The sequence below is a fragment of the Elioraea rosea genome (assembly GCF_007644105.1).
In the GTDB taxonomy this organism is placed as follows: domain Bacteria; phylum Pseudomonadota; class Alphaproteobacteria; order Acetobacterales; family Acetobacteraceae; genus Elioraea_A; species Elioraea_A rosea.
In genome coordinates this window covers 14,510-35,469 of sequence record NZ_VFAC01000007.1, presented here as the reverse complement: position 1 = coordinate 35,469, position 20,960 = coordinate 14,510, and the positions used below count along the sequence as shown (strand labels likewise).

General features: G+C 71.2%; 16 protein-coding genes. 9 read left to right on the top strand and 7 right to left on the bottom strand.

The window, feature by feature from the left end; translation table 11 throughout:
• From FIF60_RS06890 to FIF60_RS06880, 3 genes are read right to left on the bottom strand one after another with little or no spacing between them, the layout of a single operon-like run.
• Positions 1–1,401 carry an NAD(P)(+) transhydrogenase (Re/Si-specific) subunit beta gene (locus tag FIF60_RS06890; protein ID WP_144185224.1) on the bottom strand — a complete coding sequence of 467 codons (1,401 nt, stop codon included), beginning with the start codon at positions 1,399–1,401 and terminating at the stop codon, positions 1–3.
• Between the two features lie 4 nt (positions 1,402–1,405).
• Positions 1,406–1,813 (bottom strand): proton-translocating transhydrogenase family protein, encoded by a 408-nt coding sequence (locus tag FIF60_RS06885; RefSeq protein ID WP_144185222.1) that lies wholly within the window; start codon positions 1,811–1,813, stop codon positions 1,406–1,408.
• Between the two features lie 22 nt (positions 1,814–1,835).
• Positions 1,836–3,005, bottom strand: a complete 1,170-nt coding sequence (locus FIF60_RS06880) for a Re/Si-specific NAD(P)(+) transhydrogenase subunit alpha (protein WP_144185220.1) — start codon at positions 3,003–3,005, stop codon at positions 1,836–1,838.
• A 286-nt stretch (positions 3,006–3,291) separates the two neighbouring features.
• On the opposite strand from FIF60_RS06880, the gene FIF60_RS06875 reads away from it, so the two are divergent.
• Both FIF60_RS06875 and FIF60_RS06870 read left to right on the top strand, forming a co-directional pair.
• Positions 3,292–5,448, top strand: coding sequence for a malate synthase G (locus FIF60_RS06875; RefSeq protein ID WP_144185218.1), 2,157 nt, complete (start codon positions 3,292–3,294; stop codon positions 5,446–5,448).
• A 118-nt stretch (positions 5,449–5,566) separates the two neighbouring features.
• Positions 5,567–6,523 carry a hypothetical protein gene (locus FIF60_RS06870; protein WP_144185216.1) on the top strand — a complete coding sequence of 319 codons (957 nt, stop codon included), beginning with the start codon at positions 5,567–5,569 and terminating at the stop codon, positions 6,521–6,523.
• Here FIF60_RS06870 and FIF60_RS06865 read toward each other — a convergent pair.
• Positions 6,439–9,558: an adenylate/guanylate cyclase domain-containing protein gene (locus tag FIF60_RS06865; RefSeq protein WP_144185214.1), complete on the bottom strand. Its 3,120-nt coding sequence runs from the start codon at positions 9,556–9,558 to the stop codon at positions 6,439–6,441. The two genes, FIF60_RS06870 and FIF60_RS06865, sit on opposite strands and share 85 nt — an antisense overlap.
• Before the next feature lie 200 nt (positions 9,559–9,758).
• On the opposite strand from FIF60_RS06865, the gene FIF60_RS06860 reads away from it, so the two are divergent.
• From FIF60_RS06860 to FIF60_RS06840, 5 genes are read left to right on the top strand one after another with little or no spacing between them, the layout of a single operon-like run.
• Positions 9,759–10,772 carry a radical SAM/SPASM domain-containing protein gene (locus FIF60_RS06860; RefSeq protein ID WP_144185212.1) on the top strand — a complete coding sequence of 338 codons (1,014 nt, stop codon included), beginning with the start codon at positions 9,759–9,761 and terminating at the stop codon, positions 10,770–10,772.
• A gap of 37 nt (positions 10,773–10,809) precedes the next feature.
• Positions 10,810–11,076 carry a hypothetical protein gene (locus FIF60_RS06855; RefSeq protein WP_144185210.1) on the top strand — a complete coding sequence of 89 codons (267 nt, stop codon included), beginning with the start codon at positions 10,810–10,812 and terminating at the stop codon, positions 11,074–11,076.
• Entirely contained in the window at positions 11,073–11,681 is a 609-nt protein-coding gene (locus FIF60_RS06850; protein WP_144185208.1) for a hypothetical protein, read from the top strand. The genes FIF60_RS06855 and FIF60_RS06850 overlap by 4 nt, the downstream gene beginning before the upstream one ends.
• Positions 11,678–14,755: a S8 family serine peptidase gene (locus tag FIF60_RS06845; protein ID WP_144185206.1), complete on the top strand. Its 3,078-nt coding sequence runs from the start codon at positions 11,678–11,680 to the stop codon at positions 14,753–14,755. The genes FIF60_RS06850 and FIF60_RS06845 overlap by 4 nt, the downstream gene beginning before the upstream one ends.
• 12 nt (positions 14,756–14,767) lie before the next feature.
• The gene (locus FIF60_RS06840; protein WP_204251128.1) at positions 14,768–15,121 is read left to right on the top strand and encodes a DUF1622 domain-containing protein; all 354 of its coding nucleotides are present in this window, start codon (positions 14,768–14,770) and stop codon (positions 15,119–15,121) included.
• Position 15,122: 1 nt separating this feature from the next.
• Here the strand turns inward: FIF60_RS06840 and FIF60_RS06835 are convergent, their stop codons facing one another.
• Positions 15,123–15,860 carry a Crp/Fnr family transcriptional regulator gene (locus FIF60_RS06835; RefSeq protein ID WP_144185202.1) on the bottom strand — a complete coding sequence of 246 codons (738 nt, stop codon included), beginning with the start codon at positions 15,858–15,860 and terminating at the stop codon, positions 15,123–15,125.
• A 103-nt stretch (positions 15,861–15,963) separates the two neighbouring features.
• Between FIF60_RS06835 and FIF60_RS06830 the strand changes: the two genes are divergently transcribed.
• Positions 15,964–16,515, top strand: coding sequence for a thioredoxin family protein (locus FIF60_RS06830; RefSeq protein WP_239451526.1), 552 nt, complete (start codon positions 15,964–15,966; stop codon positions 16,513–16,515).
• A 77-nt stretch (positions 16,516–16,592) separates the two neighbouring features.
• Positions 16,593–17,681 (top strand): mandelate racemase/muconate lactonizing enzyme family protein, encoded by a 1,089-nt coding sequence (locus tag FIF60_RS06825; RefSeq protein ID WP_144185198.1) that lies wholly within the window; start codon positions 16,593–16,595, stop codon positions 17,679–17,681.
• Positions 17,682–17,706: 25 nt separating this feature from the next.
• Here the strand turns inward: FIF60_RS06825 and FIF60_RS06820 are convergent, their stop codons facing one another.
• Entirely contained in the window at positions 17,707–19,056 is a 1,350-nt protein-coding gene (locus tag FIF60_RS06820) for an ABC1 kinase family protein (RefSeq protein WP_144185196.1), read from the bottom strand.
• A gap of 14 nt (positions 19,057–19,070) precedes the next feature.
• On the bottom strand, positions 19,071–20,915 hold the full coding sequence (locus FIF60_RS06815) for a M3 family oligoendopeptidase (RefSeq protein WP_144185194.1): 1,845 nt from the start codon (positions 20,913–20,915) through the stop codon (positions 19,071–19,073).
• Positions 20,916–20,960: the final 45 nt, after the last annotated feature.

Below are 20,960 nucleotides of genomic sequence, written 5' to 3'. Positions count from 1 at the left end.
TCAGTGGCCGAGGCTCTGGACGATCTCCTCAGTCATCTTCTTCGCGTCCCCGAACAGCATCATCGTGTTCGGGCGGAAGAACAGCTCGTTGTCGACGCCGGCATAGCCCGAGGCCATCGAGCGCTTCACGAAGAGCACCGTCTTTGCCTTGTCCACCTCGAGGATGGGCATGCCGTAGATCGGGCTCTGCGGGTCGGTCTTGGCGGCTGGGTTGGTCACGTCGTTCGCGCCGATCACGTACACCACGTCCGCGGTCGAGAAGTCGTTGTTGATCTCCTCGAGCTCGAACACCTCGTCGTACGGAACGTTGGCCTCGGCGAGCAGGACGTTCATGTGCCCGGGCATGCGGCCCGCGACGGGGTGGATGGCGTACTTCACCTCCACGCCTTCCTTCTTCAGCGTGTCGGCCATCTCGCGCAGCGCGTGCTGGGCCTGCGCCACCGCCATGCCGTAGCCCGGAACGATGATCACCTTCGAGGCGTTCTTCATGATGAAGCCCGCATCGTCCGCCGCGCCCGCGCGCACCGAGCGGTCGCCCCCAGGGCCGCCGCCGGCACCGGCCGTCGAGGTGTCGGTGCCGAAGCCGCCGAGCAGCACGTTGATGATCGAGCGGTTCATCCCCTTGCACATGATGTAGGAGAGGATCGCGCCCGAGGCGCCGACCAGCGCGCCGGCGATGATCAGCATCAGGTTGCCGACGGTGAAGCCGATGCCGCAGGCAGCCCAGCCCGAGTACGAGTTCAGCATCGAGACGACGACGGGCATGTCCGCGCCGCCGATCGGGATGATGATCAGGAAGCCGATCGCGAAGGCGAGCAGGGCGATCAGCCAGAACACCGCCCGGCTCTCGGTCGAGACGAAGATGATCACCAGCAGCACGAGCACGACGCCGAGCACGGCGTTCAGCATGTGCTGGTTGGCGAAGGTGATCGGCGCGCCCGACATCATGCCCTGCAGCTTGGCGAAGGCGATCACCGAGCCGGAGAAGGTGATGGCGCCGATGGCAAGCCCGAGGCTCATCTCGATCAGCGAGGCGGCCTTCATCGTGCCGGGAAGGCCGAGGCCGAAGCTCTGCGGCGAGTAGAGGGCGGCGGCGGCGACGAACACCGCGGCGAGGCCGACGAGGCTGTGGAAGGCGGCGACGAGCTGCGGCAGCGCCGTCATCTGGATGCGGGTGGCGATGTAGGCGCCCGCGCCGCCGCCGATCGCGACCGCGAGGATGATCCAGTGGAACCCGCCCATGCCCGGCTTCAGCAGCGTCGCGAACACCGCGATCGCCATGCCTGCGATGCCGAGCATGTTGCCCTGGCGCGCCGTCTCCGGGCTCGAGAGCCCGCGCAGCGCCAGGATGAAGCAGACGGAGGCGACGAGGTAGGCGACCGCGGTGAGGGAAGCGCTCATCGTCTCACTTCCCCTTCTTGCGGAACATCGAGAGCATGCGTTGCGTGACGATGAACCCGCCGAAGATGTTCACCGAGGCGAGAAGCACGGCGATGAAGCCGAAGACGCGCGCGACCGGGTCGTCGGCGAGGCCGACGGCGAGAAGCGCACCGACGATGATCACCGAGGAGATCGCGTTGGTCACGCCCATCAGCGGCGAGTGCAGCGCAGGCGTGACGTTCCACACCACGTAGTAGCCGACGAAGCAGGCGAGCAGGAAGATCGAGAGCAGGAACAGGAAGGGCTCGACCACTTCCGCCGTGCCGGCTGCCGTGCCCGCGGCCTGCATCGCAAGAGCGTTGGCGCGGTCGGCGAGCGCGGCGGCGTCGCGCGCCAGCGAACTCGCGGTCTCAGCGACCTGGTTGGGGTTCATGATGCTGTGTCCCTGTTGGAGATCAGGCAGCCGCTGCGGGCTTCGGCGCGAAGGCGGGGTGGACGACGGCGCCGCCGCGCGTCAGCGCCACGCCCTGGACGATCTCGTCCTCGGGCTTGAGGTTCGGCTTCTTCCCGTCCTTGTCCCAGAACGCCGTCAGGAAGGTCAGGAGGTTGCGCGCATAGAGGGCGGAGGAGGCCACAGCGATGCGCGAGGGCCAGTTCCGCCAGCCGAGGATGGTCACGTCGTTCTCGGTCACGACCTTCTCGCCGGGAACGGTCAGCGCGCAGTTGCCGCCCGCATCCGCCGCGATGTCGACGATCACCGCGCCGGGCTTCATCGAGGCGACATGCTCTGCCGAGAGGATCTTCGGCGCGGCGCGGCCCAACGTCAGCGCCGTGCAGACGATGATGTCCTGCTTCTTCACCGTCTCGGCCATCAGCTCGGCCTGGCGGCGCTTGAAGTCCTCGCTCATCTCCTTGGCGTAGCCGCCGGAGGTCTGGGCCGCGGCCGTCTCCTCGCTCTCGACGCCGATGAAGGCGGCGCCGAGGGACTTGATCTCCTCCTTCGCCGCGGGGCGCACATCGGTGGCCGACACCTTCGCGCCGAGGCGTCGGGCGGTCGCGATGGCCTGGAGCCCGGCGACGCCGGCGCCGAGAACGAACACCGCCGCGGGAGGAACCGTGCCTGCCGCCGTCATCATCATCGGGAAGCCGCGGCCATAGGCGGTCGCGCCCTCGAGGACGGCGCGGTAGCCGGCGAGGTTCGCCTGGCTCGACAGCACGTCCATGCTCTGCGCGCGGGTGATGCGGGGCAGGAGCTCCATCGCGCAGGCATCAATGCCGCGCTCGGCGTAGGCGCGCGTCCTGTCCTCGTTGCCGTAGGCGCCGAGCGTCCCGACGAGGAGCGCGCCGCGCGGGATCAGGGCCATCTCGTCGACGTCACCCTCGCCCGGGCCGAGGGGCGCCTGCACCTTGAAGACGATCCCCGCCCCCGAGAGCGCCGCCGCGGCATCGGGCGCGATCTCGGCGCCGGCGGCGGCGAACTCGCTGTCGGGGATCGAGCTGCCCGCACCCGCTCCGCTCTCGACCACGACGGTGAGGCCGAGCGCGGTGAGCTTCTTCACCGTGTCCGGGGTGGCCGCCACACGCGCCTCACCCGGGCGACGTTCCTTCAGCACCGCAAGGCGCATCGGCGATGATCCTTCTCGAGATGGCCGGCCAAAGAACGCCCGGCAGGCGAGCCCTGCCGGAGCATGAAGGCCGCATATGCTGCAAAGGGGTCACCTGCGCAAGAGCATGGGGCAGGGCTGCATTGCGCCTCTTTCCGGGGCCGCTCCTGTCGACAATCCCACCCATCCCCTTCAAAACGGCCTTGAACCGGAGCATGCTGCACTGCAACCGCTCCGGAAGAAGAACGGTGCAGGAACGGGCCGCGCCCGGAGGCTTGGCCCGCAAGTGCAAACGAGGAGAAGGCGCATGACGTCACGGATCGAGGCCGGGAGCCTCCAGGTTGCACAGGAGCTGGCCGCCTTCGTCGCGGACGAGGCTGCTCCCGGAACGGGCATCGACCCGTCCGCCTTCTGGTCGGGCCTCGGCGCCATCGTCACCGAACTCGCGCCCGGCAACGCCCGGCTGCTCGCCGAGCGTGACCGCCTGCAGGGCGAGATCGATGCCTGGCACAAGGCCCGCCGCGGCCAGAAGCACGACCAGGCCGCCTACGAGGCATTCCTCCGCGAGATCGGCTACCTCCTGCCCGACCCCGGCCCGGTGCAGGCCGCGACCGCGAATGTCGACGACGAGATCGCCCGCATCGCCGGGCCGCAGCTGGTCGTGCCCGTCTCCAACGCGCGCTATGCGCTGAATGCCGCGAATGCCCGCTGGGGCTCGCTCTACGATGCGCTCTACGGCACCGATGCGATGGGCATGGGCCTGCCGGGCGGCCCTGGCTACGACCCCGCCCGTGGCGCCGCCGTCGTCTCCCGCGCTCGCAAGGTGCTCGACGAGGTGGCCCCTCTCGCCGCCGGGTCGCACGCCGAGGCGACGGGCTACGCGGTCGAGGCCGGCGCGCTCGCCGTCGCCCTTCCCTCGGGCAAGACGGGGCTCAAGGACGCCGGGGCCTTCGTCGGCTATGCCGGGGACGCGGCAGCCCCGTCCTCCATCCTGCTCCGCCACAACGGCCTGCATGTCGAGATCCGGATCGACCGTTCGCACGCGATCGGCCGGGACGACCGGGCCGGCGTCGCCGATGTCGTGCTCGAGGCCGCCGTCTCGACGATCCAGGACTGCGAGGACAGCGTCTCGGCCGTCGATGCCGCAGACAAGGTCGGCGTCTACCGGAACTGGCTCGGGCTGATGAAGGGCACGCTGTCGGCCGCCTTCAAGCGGGGCGACCGAACGGTCGAGCGCAGGCTGAACCCCGACAGGAGCTGGACCACGCCGTCTGGCGGCACGATCACGCTTCCCGGCCGGTCCCTGATGCTGGTGCGCAATGTCGGCCACCACATGATGACCGACGCGGTGCTCGATGCCGAGGGCCGCGAGATCCCCGAGACCATCCTCGACGCGGCGGTGACTTCGCTCTGCGCGGTGCATGACCTCAAGGGCGCGGCGGGCTTCCGCAACAGCCGCGCGGGCAGCATCTACGTGGTGAAACCGAAGATGCACGGCCCGGCCGAGATCGCCTGGGCCGACGCGCTGTTCTCGCGCGTGGAGGACCTGCTGGGCCTCGCCCGCCACACCATGAAGATGGGCATCATGGACGAGGAGCGGCGCACCTCGATCAACCTCCGCGCCAGCATCGCCGCGGCGAAGCATCGCGTCGCCTTCATCAACACGGGCTTCCTCGACCGCACGGGCGACGAGATCCACACCGCGATGGAAGCGGGCCCGATGATCCGCAAGAACGAGATGAAGAACGCGGTCTGGATCGGCGCCTACGAGAACAACAATGTCGATGCCGGGCTCGCCTGCGGCCTCGCGGGTCGGGCGCAGATCGGCAAGGGCATGTGGGCGATGCCGGACAGGATGGCCGCGATGCTCGAGCAGAAGGTCGGCCACCCCAAGGCGGGCGCCAACACCGCGTGGGTGCCCTCGCCGACGGCCGCGACCCTGCATGCGCTGCACTACCACCAGGTCGATGTCGGGGCTCGGCAGAAGGAGATCGCCACCCGCAGCCCCGCCACGGTGTCGGACATCCTCGTGCTCCCGATCGCTGACCGGCCGAACTGGGACCCGAAGGACCTGCAGGCCGAGCTCGACAACAACTGCCAGGGCATCCTCGGCTACGTGGTGCGCTGGGTGGACCAGGGGGTCGGCTGCTCCAAGGTGCCGGACATCGACGATGTCGGGCTGATGGAGGACCGCGCGACGTTGCGCATCTCGAGCCAGCACGTCGCCAACTGGCTGCACCACGGCGTGGTCACCGAGGCGCAGGTGATGGAGACGCTGAAGCGCATGGCAGCGGTGGTCGACCGCCAGAACGCGTCCGACCCGGCCTATCGCCCGATGGCGCCTGAGTTCGACGGCCCTGCCTTCAAGGCGGCGTGCGACCTCGTGTTCAAGGGCCGCGAGCAGCCGAACGGCTACACCGAGTTCGTGCTGCACGCGCGCCGGCGCGAGGCCAAGGCCGCCTGAGGGGGCCGCGTCAAGCCGCTCGCGTGTGAGGTAGGCCACACGGCGCGGCGGGGCGGCCGACGCAGAGTGCGGCACGGGCCGGGTCACCGGTCCCTGCCAGCCCCTGCGGAGCACCGCCATGCCGCGCATCCCTGCGATCGGTGACGTCGCGACCCTCGCGGTGCCGGGCGCGCTCGCCCTCGGCATCCTCGCTCCGGGCGCGGCTGCCGCAGCCCTGCCGCTTCTCCCCGCCCTCGTCGCCGCGCTGGTGTTCACGACCGTCATGGGTGCCGATGCGGCGCGCTTCGCCGCCGTGCTGCGCGCCCCGGCCCGGCTTCTCTGCGCCGCGCTCTTCATCCAGCTCGCCTTGCCCCTCGCCGGCTGGTGCCTCGCCGCGGCAGCCGGGGCAGACCCCGCACTCGCCCTCGGCGCGATGCTGCTTCTCGCAGCGCCCGTCGGCACGGGCGCTGCCCTCTACGTGACGCTCGCAGGCGGCAATGCCGCGCTCGCGCTCTGCCTCTCCGCCGTCACCTTCCTCGCGCTGCCGCTGCTGCTGCCCCTTCTCGCCCTGCTCGTCGCGCTTCCGGCAGAGGGGATGGCGCCGCTCGCGCTGGCCGGCCGCGCGGCGGTGGTGGTCCTGCTGCCGGCGCTGGCCGCGCTCGCGCTGCGGCGCGCCGGCGTCCGTTTCGCCGATGCCAGGCTGAACGCCGCGCGCTGGACCACGCTTGCCTTCGCCATCCTGCTGCCGACGACGCTCGCCCGATCATCGGGCATCGGGCCGATGCTGCGCGAGGCGCCACTCGAGGCCGCCTCCATCGCGCTCCTGATCGCTGCCCTGCTTCTCGCGGCCTATGCGGCGACCGCGCTGGCCTTCTCGCGCCACGCCAAGGCCGATGCGCGCGGGGTGGCGGTGAGCGCGGTGTCGCGCAACATCGCCGTGGTGTGGGCAGCGACGGCGGGGATGCTGCCGGAGGCGACCGAGCAGATGCTCGCCCTCTCGGCGATCGTGTTCTACGCGATGCCGCCGGCGCTGAGGCTGCTCGCCCGGGTGTCACCCGCCGTCGCCCCTCCGGCAGCGTCCGCCGCCACCGCGTGAGCCCGCGCCCGCACGATCCGCTCGAGAGCGAGGTGGGCGCCCATGACTTCGGCGAGCGCGGCCGCGCGGTCGAACGCGTCTGCCTCGCCGAGCGTGCCGAGGCGGCGCAGGAGATCGGGCAGGAAGGCCTTGCCGCCGAGCGTGGTGGCCGTGGCGATGCCGTGCCGCACGGCTTCGCGTGCCGCCTCCTCCTGGCCCGCGAGCGCAAGCGCATCGGCGAGCAGGCCCTGCGCGTAGGGCAGGAGCACGGCGCCCTGCGTGTCGAGATAGAGCGCGATGCCGGCACGGATGCGGGCCACCCCGTCGGCCGGCTCCCCATCGACGGCCCGCACCCAGCCCGAAATGATTCGCGCCATGGCCGACCAGTAGGTGATGCCGCGGTCGAGCGCGACGGCGTGCACCTCCTCGGCGAGGCTGCGCGTCGCCTCGACATCGCCCAGCACTTGCGCAGAGGTTGCGGCCAGGCCCGCGGCATAGGCGAGGCTGAGCGAGTGGCTGCCGCGGCGCGCCCGGCGCACGCCGGCCTCCGCGGCGGCGCGCGCCGTCTCTGCGGGGCCAGCGAGCATCGCGTTCATCGCGAGGTTGCCCCACGCCATGGCCACCACGTCGCTGCCTGCGCCCTCCGGCACCGGCCCTTCCTCGGCGACGACCTGGCGCAGCATCGCCTCGCCGTCGGCGAGCTCGCCCATCGCGGTCAGGCACCAGCCCATGCGGCGGCGCGCGTCGCGCAGATGGGCAGGGTTGCCACCACGCTCGGCGAGCGCGAGCAGCCTCTCGCCGAGCCGCCGCGCCTCGGGCAGCGGGCCGCGCACCATGTAGAACGCCTTCAGACCCGACAGCACCGGGTAGAGGCTCGCGGCATCGGTGAGCCCCTCCGCGAGGCGCCGGGCGGATTCGAACGCATCAAAGGTCTCGGGGGCGGCATAGCCGCGCAGGGCGGTGAGCGCGGAGCCGAGCTGCAGCATCAGCTGCAGCGTGAGCAGCCGCGTCTCCTCGCCTGCCTGCTCGCCAGGGGGAAGCACGCGAAGTGCTGCGCGCACATGCCGCTCGGCCTCCTCGTTCGCCGAGGCGCCGAGAGCGCGCGCGGCGGCGACGCGCCAGAGCGCGGCCGCGCGCTGCGCCTCGCCCGCCTCGGCCCAGTGCAGTGCCACCGTCTCCGGCTCGGCGCGGGCAAGCTCGGGATGGGCGGAGGCGATCAGCTCGGCGGTCGCGCGATGCAGCGCGCGACGCTTGTCCCGCCTGAGGCTCGCATAGGCCGCCTCGCGCAGGACGGCGTGGCGGAACGCATAGGCGGGCTCGGGTACGGCGCGCGTCGGCACGAGAAGCCCCGCGGCGGCAAGGCGATCGAGATGCGACAGAAGCGCCTCCGGGCCGAGGCCGCAGAGCGGGCGAAGCAGATCGGCCGTCACCTCGCGGCCGAGAACGGCGGCGACCTGTGCGGTTGCCTTCGCCTCGCCGACGGCATCGAGGCGCGATTCGAGCACCTCCGCGAGCGTCTCCGGCACCTCTGCCTCTTCCGCCCCGCCACGCTCGGTCGCGGCGCGGGCGTACTCCTCGAGGAAGAGCGGCACGCCGTCGCAGCGGGCGACGATGCGCCCCACCGTCGCCTCATCGAGACCCGCGCCGACGCCGGCCGCGACGATGCGGCGGCTTTCGGATGCCGCCAGCGGCCGCAGCGCGAGCCGGAGCACATGCCCGTGCTCGGGAACGTCCGGCACCATCTCCGGCCGGTGCGTGGCGACCAGGAGCACGCGCTGGCGCACGATCTGCTCGACGAGAAGGCGCACGAACGCCAGAAGCGAGGGGTCTGCCCAGTGCAGGTCCTCGACCAGGAACATCAGCGGCGCCTGCTCTGCCTTCTGCGCGACGAAGGCGAGAAGCGCGTCGAACACCACGCGGCGGATGGCCTCCGGCGTCATGTCGAGCGTCGCTGCGGAGGGAAGGTCGCCGCCCTCGAGAAGGGCCGCGAGGATCGACCGCGCCGGTTCGCGCGGCAGCCTCAGCATGTCGATGAGCTGGTCGGCGGCGGCGGCGATGTCCGAGGCGGGCGCGGCATCGCCGAGGCCGAGCGCGCGCCGAAGGGCGACGACGAGCGGGCGAAGCGCGGAGCTTTCCGTCTGCGGCGCGCAGGTGGCGACCAGGTCGGCATGCGCGGCACTCGCCTGCGCGATGCGCTCGCTGAGGGCCAGCGCGAGGCGCGACTTGCCGATGCCCGCCTCGCCGCTGAGGAACACGACCTGGCCGTATCCGTCCGCCGCCTTGCGCCAGCGTGTCGCGAGCGCCTCGAGCTCCGCCTCGCGGCCAATCAGGGGCGGCGGCGCGCCGTCGAAGCCGAGGCGCACGCGGGCGGAATGAGCCCGGCCCGTCACGAGCTGCACCCGCATCGGGCGCGCGAGGCCGGGCGGGGCGCCGATGTCGCGGCAGAGGAAATGCTGGCCCGCGACGCGCTGCGTGCCCTCCCCGATCACCACCCCGCCAGGCGGGGCCGCGACCTGGAGCTTGGCGGCCGTGTTGGGCACATCGCCCACGATCGCGTCCTGCTCGACGCCGCCCTCGGGCCCGATATTGCCGATGAGCACGAGGCCGCTCTCGATCCCGATACGCACCGTCACCGGCCGCCCGGCCACGCCGTCCGGGTAGCGTGCGGTGATCGCGCCGACAAGCTCGAGCCCGCAGGCAATGGCCGCCTCGGCGTCGCGCCCGAGCGCGCGCGGGTACCCGAAGGTCATCAGGATGCCGTCGCCGACATACCGGGTGATGTGCCCGCCATGCCGCCGCGCGCAGCCGATCGCCTCCTGCCGGTAGGCGACGAGCAGGTCGGCGAACTCCTCGGGATCCATCCTCGCGGCGAGTCCGGTCGACCCGACGAGGTCGCAGAAGAGAACGGTCACATGCCGGCGCTCGCCGCCATCGGCCACCGGCCCCGGCGCCGCCTGCGCGACGCGCGTGCCGCAGGCCGGGCAGAAGCGCGCCGCGGGCGGCAGCACCTCGCCGCAGTCGCGGCAGGAGAGGGTCATCGCACCGTCATGTGCCATGGCGGTCGTCTTCGCGCATCTGCGCCCGTTCTGCCTTCGCCTTCCGAGCCACTGGCGGAGTGCGACGCGTCCGGTGTCAACCGGCCAGGCGCCGCCCGCTCCCTGGCCGGATTGTGCCACGGATCGCTGCTGCCTACACTCCGTCGCGACCCGGGAACAATATGTCGGGACAATGACGTCCGCGCGATCAGGGCCGCTCGATGACTGCTGCGTATGCAAACCCCGTCCTCGAGACGCCACCGAAGATCTCGGTCTCGATCACCGAGGCCTGTCCGCACGCCTGCGCGCACTGCTACAGCGACTGTTCCGCGGCGCCCAAGCCGCGCGAGCTTTCCATCCCTGCCTGGCGCGAGGTGCTGGCGAAGCTCGCCGATGACGGGTTCATCCAGGTCTATTTCGAAGGCGGCGAGCCTTTCGCCAAGCCCGGCTTCCTCGACCTGCTCGAGGCCGTCGCGCCGCGGATGATGACGCTCGTGCGAACACGCGGCGCCGGCCTCGACGCCGCCGTGGCGGACCGGCTCGCCGCCATCCGTGTCGGCCGCGTGCTCGTGGACCTGATGGGCGACGACGCAGCCTCCCACGACGCGACCGCCGGCGCGCCGGGCGCGTTCGATTCCGCCTGCACGGCGATCGAGGAATGCGCGCGGCGTGGCATCCCCGTCGATGCGCTCGTGGTCCTGACGCGCCGCACGGCCCCGCGGCTGAACGCGATCCTTCGCCTCGCGCATCGTCTCGGCGCCGAACGGGTGGGCATTCTGAGGCTCTACCCGCTCGGGCGCGCCAAGCGCATCTGGGAGGAGATCGCGCTGCCGCTCGAGGCGCAGATGGCAGCGATCGCCTCGCTCGACCCGCCGGACGGGCTCGGCGTCATGCAGTCCTGGCACCCGCGCGACCAGAACTGCTGCTGGCAGGCCGCAGCGCTGGATGCGGCAGGCGACATCATCGGCTGCCAGTATCTCCGCGAGTACGTGAACTACGGCAACATCCTCGAGCGCTCCTACCTCGATGCCTGGCGGAACGATCCGCTCTACCGCCGCATCCGCTCGGGCAATGTCGAAGCCTCCTGCCCGGACTGCTCGGCGACGCAGAGGAGCCATGGCGGCTGCCGCTCGACCGCCTTTGCCTTCCACGGGCGCTGGGAAGCGCCCGATCCGTTCGACGTGACGCTGAACGAGGGAGTGGACCTTGCCGTTCTCCCCGACCGACTGCGTTAGCGCCGCGCGCGGCCTGCGCCTGAGGCCGGTGCCGGAGATGGGGACCTGCCTCGCCTACGACCCGGCGCGCGCGCGGCTGCACACGCTGAACGCCACATCCTGGCTGCTGCTGACGCTCTGCGACGGACGGCCACGCGCGGCGATCGCCGCCGAGTTCAACGACGCGCTCCGCTCCCTGCCCGGCCCCGCGCCGGAGCAGGGCGCGTTCTCGCGCGGGCTCGAGCAGCTTGCCGCGCTCGGCCTCGTCACCACCGCCGCCAACCCCCACGCCTCGATGCAGACCCGGAAGGACACGCCCCCATGACGAATGACATCTCCCCACGCGAGCTTCTCGCCCGCCTTGGCGCAGGCGAGCCACGGGCAGGAGAGATTGTCTCCGAGGTGCGCACGGAAGCGGCGCTGCCGTTCTTCGGCGAGCATGGCGCGGCGCCCGCCGCCGGCATCAATGTCTCCGGCACGCTCGCGGCGATCATCTCCGTCACCGCCGTTCTCTCGTGGCAGAGCGCTGCGGCGGTGCAGGACTGGCTGACCGACAAGGAGTCCGACAGCCCCGGCGTGAGCAACGAGACGGAGCTGGCCGAGCTCGTCTCCGACACGCTCTTCGCCGACAGCGAGCTCGCGGGAAGCGCGCGCTATCTCGGCACCTTCATCGTCGCCGGCCGTGCCAAGCGCACGGTGCGGATGCTGATCGGCCTCACGCGACCCGTCTCGGAGGCGCAGTACGCCTCGGCCTGGGGCCGCGCGCTCGCCGCAACCAAGGCAACCGACCGGGCACGGTTCGACCGGATCCGCACCTTCCTCGCGCTTTTGCTCGACGAGGAGACGGTGCAGGTCGAGAAGATGCTGCTCCTCTCCGCCGTCGGTGACCTGATCGGCCACTCGATCGCCACCGGACCGTCGGGAGCGTGACGGAACGCGACCCTCCGAGGCGGAGGCGGGTCGCACCGGTCACGCCGCGCGACAAGCCGCGCGCAGGCGCGCCATCGGCCACACGCTACGGCCTCAGCCTCTCGGGGCGCGTCACCGCCCTGCTCGCCTCGCTCGCCGACGAGGCGGTGGACGAGACCGTGCGCGAGGGGCTCGAGGCGCTCGACGAGTACGCGCGGCGGCTCGGCATCACGGCCACGCCCGAGCGGCTTGCGTTCCGCCGCGCGGCCGAGGCGCGGGAGGCCGGCATCGTCACGACCTTCGACCGCTCCCGCCCTTTCGCCGGCGTGCTTCTCCGCTTCCTCGGCCAGAGGGCGGAGCTCGAGGCACTCGGCGCGGAGGTCGCCGCTCAGGCGGCCGACATCTTCGTCGTGTGGGTCAACGTCATCGGTCTCGTGCGCGTGCTCGAGCACCCTGCCACCGTGCGCGCCGAGCCGGGGCGAACCTGGCAGGCCGCAGCGACGCCGGTGGAGGTCGCCCGCGTCCATGCCCTGCCTCCCCACGGCGACGGTGCGGAGGGGCTCACCGGGGCGGGAACGCTGGTCGGCGTGGTCGACACCTTCATCGACCTGCTGCATCCCGATCTCCGGAATGAGGACGGAACCACTCGGCTCGCCTGGCTGCACGATCTCTCGCTGCCGCCGCGCCCGGGGCCCGGCCAGCCGGCGATGGGGGCGCGCTTCGAGCGCGGCGAGATCGATGTCGCGATCGCGGCGCACGCGGCGGGCGGGGCCCCATCCGGCGCGCTCGCCCATCTCGTGCGCGCGCGCGACCTGCCTCTCGCGCCGACCGCAGCCGGCGACCGCACCGTGCTGCAGACGCATGGCACGATGGTCGCCGGCATCGCTGGCGGAAGCGGCAGGCTCGCCCAGCGCAGCCTCCCTGGCATCGCGCCCGAGGCAGCGCTCGCCTTCGTCGCGGCGGCGGGGCAGGACGAACGGCGCTTCGGCAACGAGGCAGCGATGCTTGCGGGCGTGGCAGACCTGTTCGCCACCGCAACGCCTCTCGCGCCCTTCGCGGGCGTCGTCGTCAACCTCTCCAACGGCGACAATCTCGGACCGCATGACGGCGGCCTCCTCGGCGAGGAGTTCCTAGACAACCTGCTCCTCCTGCCCGGCCGCGCGCTCGTCGTCGCGGCGGGCAACGAGCACCTGCTCCGCTTCCAGGGCCTGCCGCCCGTGCCGATGCCCGCACACGCCGTGGTGCCTGGCGATGCCACGGCACGTGACGTCGCGCTCGCGCTCGAGTTCGCGCCGGGCTGCCTCTTCGCCGAGGCGGCCGAGCTCTGGTTCGAGAGCACCGGCGCGGCCTCGGTGACGATCTCGGGCATCCTCGCTCCGGCACGGATGATCGGGCCGGTGACCGTGCGCGAGACGGACGGCATCGTGCCGATCCCCGTCTCGCCCGCACCGTCAGGCTTCTTGGCAGAGGGGCTGCTGTCGCGCGAGGCGGGCGGCCTCTGCTGCCTCACCCTGACGGTGCGCCCGGCACCTGGCGCGACGCTGCCGCGCGGCACCTGGCAGTTTCTCGTCCATGGCGCGAGCGGCGACGTGCATGGCTGGGTGGATCGCAACAACCGGATGCTCCGCCGCTGGCTCGGCCAGCCCGGCATCGACGGCATCGCGCTCGGCACGACGGTGAACGTTCCGGCAACCGCGCGGCGCGTTCTCGCCGTCGCCTCGCTCGATGCGCGGAGCGACGGCGCGCCGATGCGCGTGTCGGACTTCTCGGGCCGCGGCCCGGTTCGCGGCGGCGGGTTCCCCAAGCCCGAGCTTTCCGCCATCGGCGCCTTCGTCACCGCGCCCTCGATGCGGGGGCTGATCACCAATGGCGGACCGGTGCGGACGAGCGGCGGCACGAGCTTCGCGGCCCCCCAGGTGGCAGGCGCAGCCGCGCTCTACTGCGAGCGCATCCATGCGCTGACCGGCCTTGCCCCCGCGGCTGCCGACATCCGCCAGGTGCTCTGCGAAACGGCGCGCCGCGACGTGGTCGCGCTCGGCCCCGCCGATACGCCGGAGGACGCCACGGGGTGGGACCCCGCCGCCGGCTTCGGCGCGCTCGACATCGCAGCGATGGTTGCAGCGACAGGCGAGGAAGCCGTCGCGGGAGCCGATCTTTGGGTCGAACGATACGAGGGCGATACAGGCATCGAACCTCTTGTGTCGGAGGACCTCTGCGCGAGCCCCGCCATCGCGGTGGCCGACGAGGAGGGCGCGCCGGTGGGTGACCTCGCCGCCTGCCAGGGTCCCGCCACCGTCACCGTGCGCTACGGCAACCGCGGCGGCGCACCGGCACGCGAGGCCGTGCTCAGGCTGTGGGCCGCGCCGGCCTCGCTCGCTGCCACGCCACCCTCGCCGAAGCGGCAAGGGCTGTTCACGCTGATCGCCGAGCAGGCCCTCGGCGAGGTCAAGCCGCGAAACCGGTACACGGCGCGGCTCGCCTGGCCGCAGCCTGACCCGTCCACCCCCCTGCTCGTCGCGACGATCGACAGCCCCGACGACCCGCTGAGCGCGGACGAGCCGTTGCCTGCACGGAACAATGCGGCGATCCGTTCGCTCGCCAGCGCCCGGAGCGCCCCGATGGGCACGCGGCTGCGTCTGCTTGTCACGGGAAGCGACGACGAGGACGGGCTCGTCCTTCGCGCGCCCGGCGCCTCCTTCCTCCGCCTCGTCATCCCCTCGGCTGCCCTGCCCTATCGCCGTGCCGGGCTCTATGCGGGACCCTGGGGACAGAGGCGGCGGCCCTATGCGGGCTCCTCCGACGAGGTGCTCGACCCGGTTGCCAATCTGCGCGACCAGGTGAAGGGCGAGCGGCCGATCGAGGCGCTGACGGAGACGCTCGGTGCGACGAGCCTCGGCATCGCGCATGGCTTCGCCACGATCGAGGGGGGCCAGACGGTGGTCCTGCCGCGTCTCAGGCTCGCCGCGGGGGCGACGGTCCCGCTCGCGCTGATCGCGGGTAGCGGCGCGAATCGGCTGACGGGGCTGATGCTGTCTGCCGGAAGGCGCGTCGCCTCGTGCTCGGTCACGATGGCACCCGCGGCGCGCGCCGGCTAGGGGGAGGTGGCGGTGGAGGAACGTGCGCTTTCCGCGTCGGCGGAACAGGCCGTCATCGAGGCTGCCTCGTGGCTGAAGCTCGGCATCGAGGCGATCAGCGTGACGATCGTCCTCGCAGCCATTGCCTTCGCGCTGTTCAAGCTTCTGGGGTCCGGAACGACGGCAGCGCGAATCGCACTCGCGCGCGGCTTGTCGCTCGCGCTCGAGTTCCAGCTTGCCGCCGACATCGTCGGTACGGCGATCTCTCCGAACTGGGAACAGATCGGCAAGCTTGCGGCGGTCGCCGCGATCCGCACCTTCCTCAACTACTTTCTTCAACACGAACTCGCCGCGGAAGTGGAGGTCGCGAAGAAGGAAAACGGCTAGGCTAGCCCTCCTGGTGCTCGCGCACGCCTTCGGCGATCGTGCGTATCGCCGCCTCGTCGCGCAGCGTCACCCGGCCAGGGACAAGCGAGACGAACCCCTTCGCCTCCCACGCCTTAAGCGTGCGATTGGCACTCTCGCGGCTCGTGCCCGCCATCTCGCCGAGCTGCTTCTGCGTCACCGCCACGGAGGCGAGACGCTGCACCGCGGAGAGCTGCAGCAGCGCGCGCGCGAGTCGCGGCCCCGTCTCCTGGAACATCAGTGCCTCGACCTGCGCGGAGGTCTGCCGCAGGCGCTCGCAGAGAACCTCCATCAGCGCGAGCGCGAGCGAGCCGTTCTCCTCGAGAAGCGGCAGGAGGTCGCGGCGCTCGAGGAGCATCACCTCGCCGTCGGTATCGGCGATCGCGTCCGCCGTGCGGGGGTGCCCGTCGAGAAGCGCGATCTCGCCCACCACCTCGCCTGCGCGGACGAGGTTCAGAACGCCGTCGCGTCCTTCCGTCGAGGGAACGGAGACGCGGATTCGTCCCTTCACGACGAGGAGCAGTCCCGTCCCGGGGTCGCCCCTGCGGAACAGCGTCTCGCCCTTCGTCATCGGCCGGAGATGCGCGAAGCCCGCGAGTCGCGCCAGCGCCTCGGCAGGCAGGCGGCGGAGCAGCGGCGCTCGGCCGAGCAGCGCCGCGCGGTCGGCCAGCGTGTCCGCCTTCTGCGGTGGTGCGAGATCGGCGCGCCTCGGAACAGCCATCAGGCGATGGACCCCCGAACGTTAAGGTTGCAAATCCGGGCAGCATCGCAACCCGGCTTGCATTATGCTGCGCCCACGAGGCGGATGGAGGCAAGGCATGGACGTGGCGGAACGACATGAAACGATCGCGACGGCGCCGGATTTCCTGCTGACGGCGACGGATGGGCGCACGCTGGCCTACGCCGACATCGCCGGGCCGAAGGGTGCGGTGGTCGTCTTCATGTGCAACCACTGCCCCTACGTGAAGGCGGTGCTCGACCTCATGATCCGCGATGCCCGCGAACTCGCGCGGCTCGGCATCGGCTTCGCCGGCATCTGCTCGAACGACCAGGAGGCCTATCCCGAGGACGGGTTCCCGGCGATGCAGCGCCTCGCGCGCGACCAAGGCCTGCCCTTCCCCTATCTGCACGACCCGCTGCAGCAGGTCGCACGCGCCTATGGTGCGGTTTGCACGCCGGATTTCTTCGGCTTCGATGCCGCGCGGCGGCTCGTCTATCGCGGGCGACTCGACGCCTCGCGCACCACGGCGATCCCCGGCGCGCGGCGGGAGCTGTTCGAGGCGATGCGCGCCGTCGCCGAAGGCCGCCCCGCGCCGGAGGAGCAGGTCCAGGCGATCGGCTGCGCGATCAAGTGGCGGCGGGTCCCGCCGGGCTAGACCCCCGCGCGGATTGCACCGCCCACCCCGCGACGCCATGCTCCCGCGCAAACGAACCGGGAGGAAGGCAGAAGCACATGGCGCGACTCGCATCGATCGACACCGGGCTGTTCCGCATACCGCTCGATGTGCCGCTGTCCGATTCGACGCACGGCGTCATGACGCGGTTCGAGCTCGTGACTATCCGCGTGCGCGACGAGGACGGCGCCGAGGGCGTCGGCTATACCTACACCACGGGCCGGAACGGCGGCGCGATCGCCGACATCGCCAGGCGCGAGATCCCCGAGATCGTCGCCGGCGAGGATGCCGACCGGATCGAGCATCTCTGGCAGAAGGTGTGGTGGGCGCTGCACTATGGCGGGCGCGGCGGCCCTTCGGTGCTGGCCCAGTCGGCGTTCGACATGGCGCTGTGGGACCTCAAGGCCGTGCGCGCCAACGCGCCGCTGTGGCGCCTGCTCGGCGGGTACGACCCGGCCGTGCCCTGCTACGCGGGCGGCATCGACCTCGACCTTTCCGTCGCCGACCTTCTCGCGCAGACCGACGGCAATCTCGCCCGCGGCTTACGTGCCATCAAGATGAAGGCCGGCCGCGTGCACATGGCAGAGGATGTCGAGCGGGTCGCGGCGATGCGCAGCCATCTCGGCGAGGGCTTCCCGCTGATGGTTGATGCCAACATGAAATGGACCGTCGACGAAGCGATCCGCCGCGCCCGCGCCTTCGCGCCCTATGACCTTGTCTGGCTCGAGGAGCCGACCATCCCCGACGACGTCGCGGGCCACGCGCGCATCCTCCGCGAGGGCGGGCTGCCGGTCGCGACGGGAGAGAACATGCGCACCCTCTGGGAATTCCAGCAGATGATCTCCGCAGGCGGGGTGAGCTTCCCCGAGCCTGACGTGACGAATTGCGGCGGGGTGACGGTCTTCATGAAGGTCGCGCGGCTCGCGGAGGCGTTCAACCTGCCGGTGACCTCGCACGGCGCGCATGACGTGACGGTGCACCTGCTCGCCGCGTGCCCGAACCGCGCATATCTCGAGGCGCACGGCTTCGGGCTCGACCGGTTCATCGCCGAGCCGATCAGCCTCGTCGAAGGGAGCGCGATCGCTCCCGACAGGCCGGGCCATGGCATAGGCTTCGACTGGAAGGGCCTCGCCCGGCACGCCGGCTGAGAAACGCGGCGGGGCCTCGCGTCCGTCAGGTCGGCTGGGGAACCCCGGCTTCGGCAAGCGCGGCGGCCTGGCGCTCGGCCATCACGCCCTGTTCGAAATCGTCGATCAGGCCGTGGAAGAGCTGGTGCCAGTTGAGCTCTGCGCCGAGCCGGAGGAACACCGAGCCGAGCCCGATCGCCGCACGGTCCATCAGCACGAACTCGCGCGGCGGCTTCACGCCGCCGATCCGCTTGAGCCCCGCATGCACCTCCTCGGCGACGCGGCGGCCGAATTGGGGGTCGTCGTTCTCCTGGATGCGGCGGGTGCGGTCCTGCAGGAGCGGCTCGTAGAGGAACTCGGCCCAGAGGTTAAGCACCGCCATCTTCTCCCGGTCGAGCCCGGTGAAGCCCCATGTCTCGTAGGCGTGGTGGGCCTTGTCCTCGTCCTTGTCCCGCACCGCCTCGTAGAGGTCGATCACGCCGCGGATGAAGTGCGGCTGGAAGATCCGGATGCAGCCATAGTCGAGCAGGTTCACCCCGCCATCGGCGCGCACCTGGTAGTTGCCGAGGTGGGGATCGCCGTGGATGACGCCGTAGCGGTAGAGCGGAACATACCACGCCTTGAACAGGTTCAATGCAATGACGTTTCGTTCCTCCTGCGGCGGATCCTCCTCGAGCCTGCGCATCAGCGCGCGGCCCTCGAGCCAGGTCATGGTCAGCAGGCGCGACGTGCAGTAGCCCTCGATCGGATCGGGCACGTGCACGGAGGGCTCGGCCGCGAGCATCGCGCGGTAAAGGCGCATGTTCGCCGCCTCGCGCGCGTAGTCGAGCTCCTCGCGCAGCCGCTCCGTCAGCTCCTTGTAGATCTCTTCCTGCTGGATGGCGTTGTCCATCCGCCGGTAGACGGCCATCGCGAGCTTGAGCTGGCGGAGATCGGCCTCGACCACGCTCGCCATGTCCGGGTATTGCAGCTTGCAGGCGACGGACCGGCCGTCAGGCAATGTCGCGCGGTGCACCTGGCCGAGCGAGGCCGCAGCCGCAGCCTCGCGCCCGAAGCTCGCGAACCTGGTGCTCCATTGCGGCCCAAGCTCTGCCTGCATGCGGCGGTTGACGAAGGGCCAGCCCATCGCGGGCGCGTTCGCCTGGAGCTGGGCGAGCTCGGCGGCGTATTCCGCCGGCAGGGCATCGGGGATGGTGGAGAGGAACTGCGCGACCTTCATCAGAGGGCCCTTCAGCCCCCCGAGCACGGCCTTGAGGTCCTCCGCATGCCCGACCCTGTCGGTCTTGACGCCGAACAGGCGCTCGCCCGCGACGCGCGCTGCGATGCCGCCCACGGCGCCCGAGGTGCGGACCACGCGCCTCAGCTGCCCGAAGATCGAGGCTTCTTCCCCCGCCATCCCGCGCGCTCTCCTCAGGCCTTCGCAGGCATCGCTGCCTCGAGCTCGTCGATGAAGCCCGCGATCACGTCGAGCCCCCTGTTCCAGAACGCGGGGTCGGACGCGTCGAGCCCGAAGGGTGCCAGCAGCTCCTTGTGTCGCTTCGTTCCGCCCGCACGGAGGAGATCGAGATACTTCTCCTGGAAGCGCGGGTGGCCGTCGCGGAACACGCCGTAGAGCGCGTTCACCAGGCAGTCTCCAAACGCGTAGGCGTAGACGTAGAAGGGGGTGTGGATGAAGTGGGGGATGTAGGCCCAGTAGGTTCGGTAGTCGTCGTCGAAGGTGAAGGCGGGGCCGAGGCTTTCGGCCTGCATCTCCATCCAGATGGCGGCGAGCGCGTCGGGCGTCAGCTCGCCCTTTCGCCGCTCTGCATGCACGCGCTGCTCGAACCGGTAGAAGGCGATCTGGCGGACGACCGTGTTCAGCATGTCCTCCACCTTGCCCGCGAGAAGCACGCGGCGGCGGCGCGCATCGGCCTCGCCGTCCAGCATCTGGCGGAAGGTCAGCATCTCACCGAACACCGAGGCGGTCTCTGCGAGCGTCAGCGGCGTGCCCGACATCAGGTAGCCGTTGGGCGCGGCGAGAACCTGGTGCACGCCGTGGCCGAGCTCATGCGCGAGCGTCATGACGTCGCGCGCGCGGCCGTGATAGTTCAGCAGCAGGTAGGGGTGCGCCGACGGCACGGTCGGGTGGGCGAAGGCGCCCGAGGCCTTGCCCGGCTTCAGCCGCGCATCGATCCAGGGGCCGGCGAAGAACCGGTCTCCCACATCGGCGAGCTCGTCGGAGAAGCTGCGATAGGCCGACCGCACGCGGCGGACGGCATCGTCCCACGAGATCAGCCTGTCGTCATCCTCGGGCAGCGGGGCGTTGCGGTCCCAGTAGGCGAGCTTCTCGAGGCCGAGCCAGCGCGCCTTCAGGGCGTAGTAGCGGTGCGACAGGCGCGGGAAGGAGGCAGTGACGGCGGAGACAAGCGCCTCAACGACCTCGTCCTCCACCATGTTGGCGCGGTTGCGGTAGCTCTCGGGCCGCTCGTAGCTGCGCCAGGTGTCGATGATCTCCTTGTCCTTGGCGAGCGTGTTGGTGATCAGCGCGAAGAGGCGCGCATTGCCCGCGAGCGTCGCGCCGATCGCCTTCGCCGCCGCCTCGCGTCGCGCGCGGTCATGGTCCGACAGCCGGTTCAGCGCGTGGCTGAGCGTGAGCTCCTCGCCCTCGATGGTGATGCGGAGCCCCGCCATCGTCTCGTCGAACAGGCGGCTCCACGCCGAGCGGCCCGTCACCTCCTTCTCGTGCAGCAGGCGCTCGAGCTCGTCGGCGAGCTGGTGCGGGCGGAACACGCGGAGGTCGCGCAGCCAGGGGCGGAAGCGGGCGAGCGCGGCATCGCCGAGCTTCTTCTCGAGCGCGGCATCCTCGAGCCGGTTCAGCTCGAGGGTGAAGAAGATCAGGTGCGAGCTGATCGTGGTGACCCGCTCGTTGCAGCCCTGATAGAACTTGCCGATCTCGGCGGAGGTCGCGTCCTCGGCAAACAGGAGCTGGGCGTAGGACATGACCTTGCCCAGGATCTCCTCGATCCGCTGGTACTCCTCGATCGCCGCGGCGAGGTCTGCTCCCGAAAGGCTTGCGAGCCGGCCCTTGAAGCGCTCGGCGAACGCCTTCGCTGCCTTCTCGGCTGCGTCGAGGTCGGCCGCCACGGTGGGGCTGTCCGGGCCGGGGTAGAGGTCGGAAAGGTCCCAGGCGGGAAGCTGCTGGGCCTGCGCGCCCGCGGCCGGCGCCTCGGGGGAAGCGGCGAGTGTGGCGTAGCGATCTCGGCTGGCGTGCGGCACGGCGGCTTCCTACCTCTGTTGGCGCTGAAGGGATATGGCACCGCG

Bases quoted from the DNA above. Each gene is read 5' to 3' on its own strand.
- FIF60_RS06820 (WP_144185196.1), bottom strand. From the start codon at position 19,056: ATGGCGGGGGAAGAAGCCTCGATCTTCGGGCAGCTGAGGCGCGTGGTC.
- FIF60_RS06855 (WP_144185210.1), top strand. From the start codon at position 10,810: ATGGGGACCTGCCTCGCCTACGACCCGGCGCGCGCGCGGCTGCACACG.
- FIF60_RS06835 (WP_144185202.1), bottom strand. From the start codon at position 15,860: ATGGCTGTTCCGAGGCGCGCCGATCTCGCACCACCGCAGAAGGCGGAC.
- FIF60_RS06880 (WP_144185220.1), bottom strand. From the start codon at position 3,005: ATGCGCCTTGCGGTGCTGAAGGAACGTCGCCCGGGTGAGGCGCGTGTG.
- FIF60_RS06870 (WP_144185216.1), top strand. From the start codon at position 5,567: ATGCCGCGCATCCCTGCGATCGGTGACGTCGCGACCCTCGCGGTGCCG.
- FIF60_RS06860 (WP_144185212.1), top strand. From the start codon at position 9,759: ATGACTGCTGCGTATGCAAACCCCGTCCTCGAGACGCCACCGAAGATC.
- FIF60_RS06825 (WP_144185198.1), top strand. From the start codon at position 16,593: ATGGCGCGACTCGCATCGATCGACACCGGGCTGTTCCGCATACCGCTC.
- FIF60_RS06890 (WP_144185224.1), bottom strand. From the start codon at position 1,401: ATGAGCGCTTCCCTCACCGCGGTCGCCTACCTCGTCGCCTCCGTCTGC.
- FIF60_RS06885 (WP_144185222.1), bottom strand. From the start codon at position 1,813: ATGAACCCCAACCAGGTCGCTGAGACCGCGAGTTCGCTGGCGCGCGAC.
- FIF60_RS06875 (WP_144185218.1), top strand. From the start codon at position 3,292: ATGACGTCACGGATCGAGGCCGGGAGCCTCCAGGTTGCACAGGAGCTG.
- FIF60_RS06865 (WP_144185214.1), bottom strand. From the start codon at position 9,558: ATGGCACATGACGGTGCGATGACCCTCTCCTGCCGCGACTGCGGCGAG.
- FIF60_RS06850 (WP_144185208.1), top strand. From the start codon at position 11,073: ATGACGAATGACATCTCCCCACGCGAGCTTCTCGCCCGCCTTGGCGCA.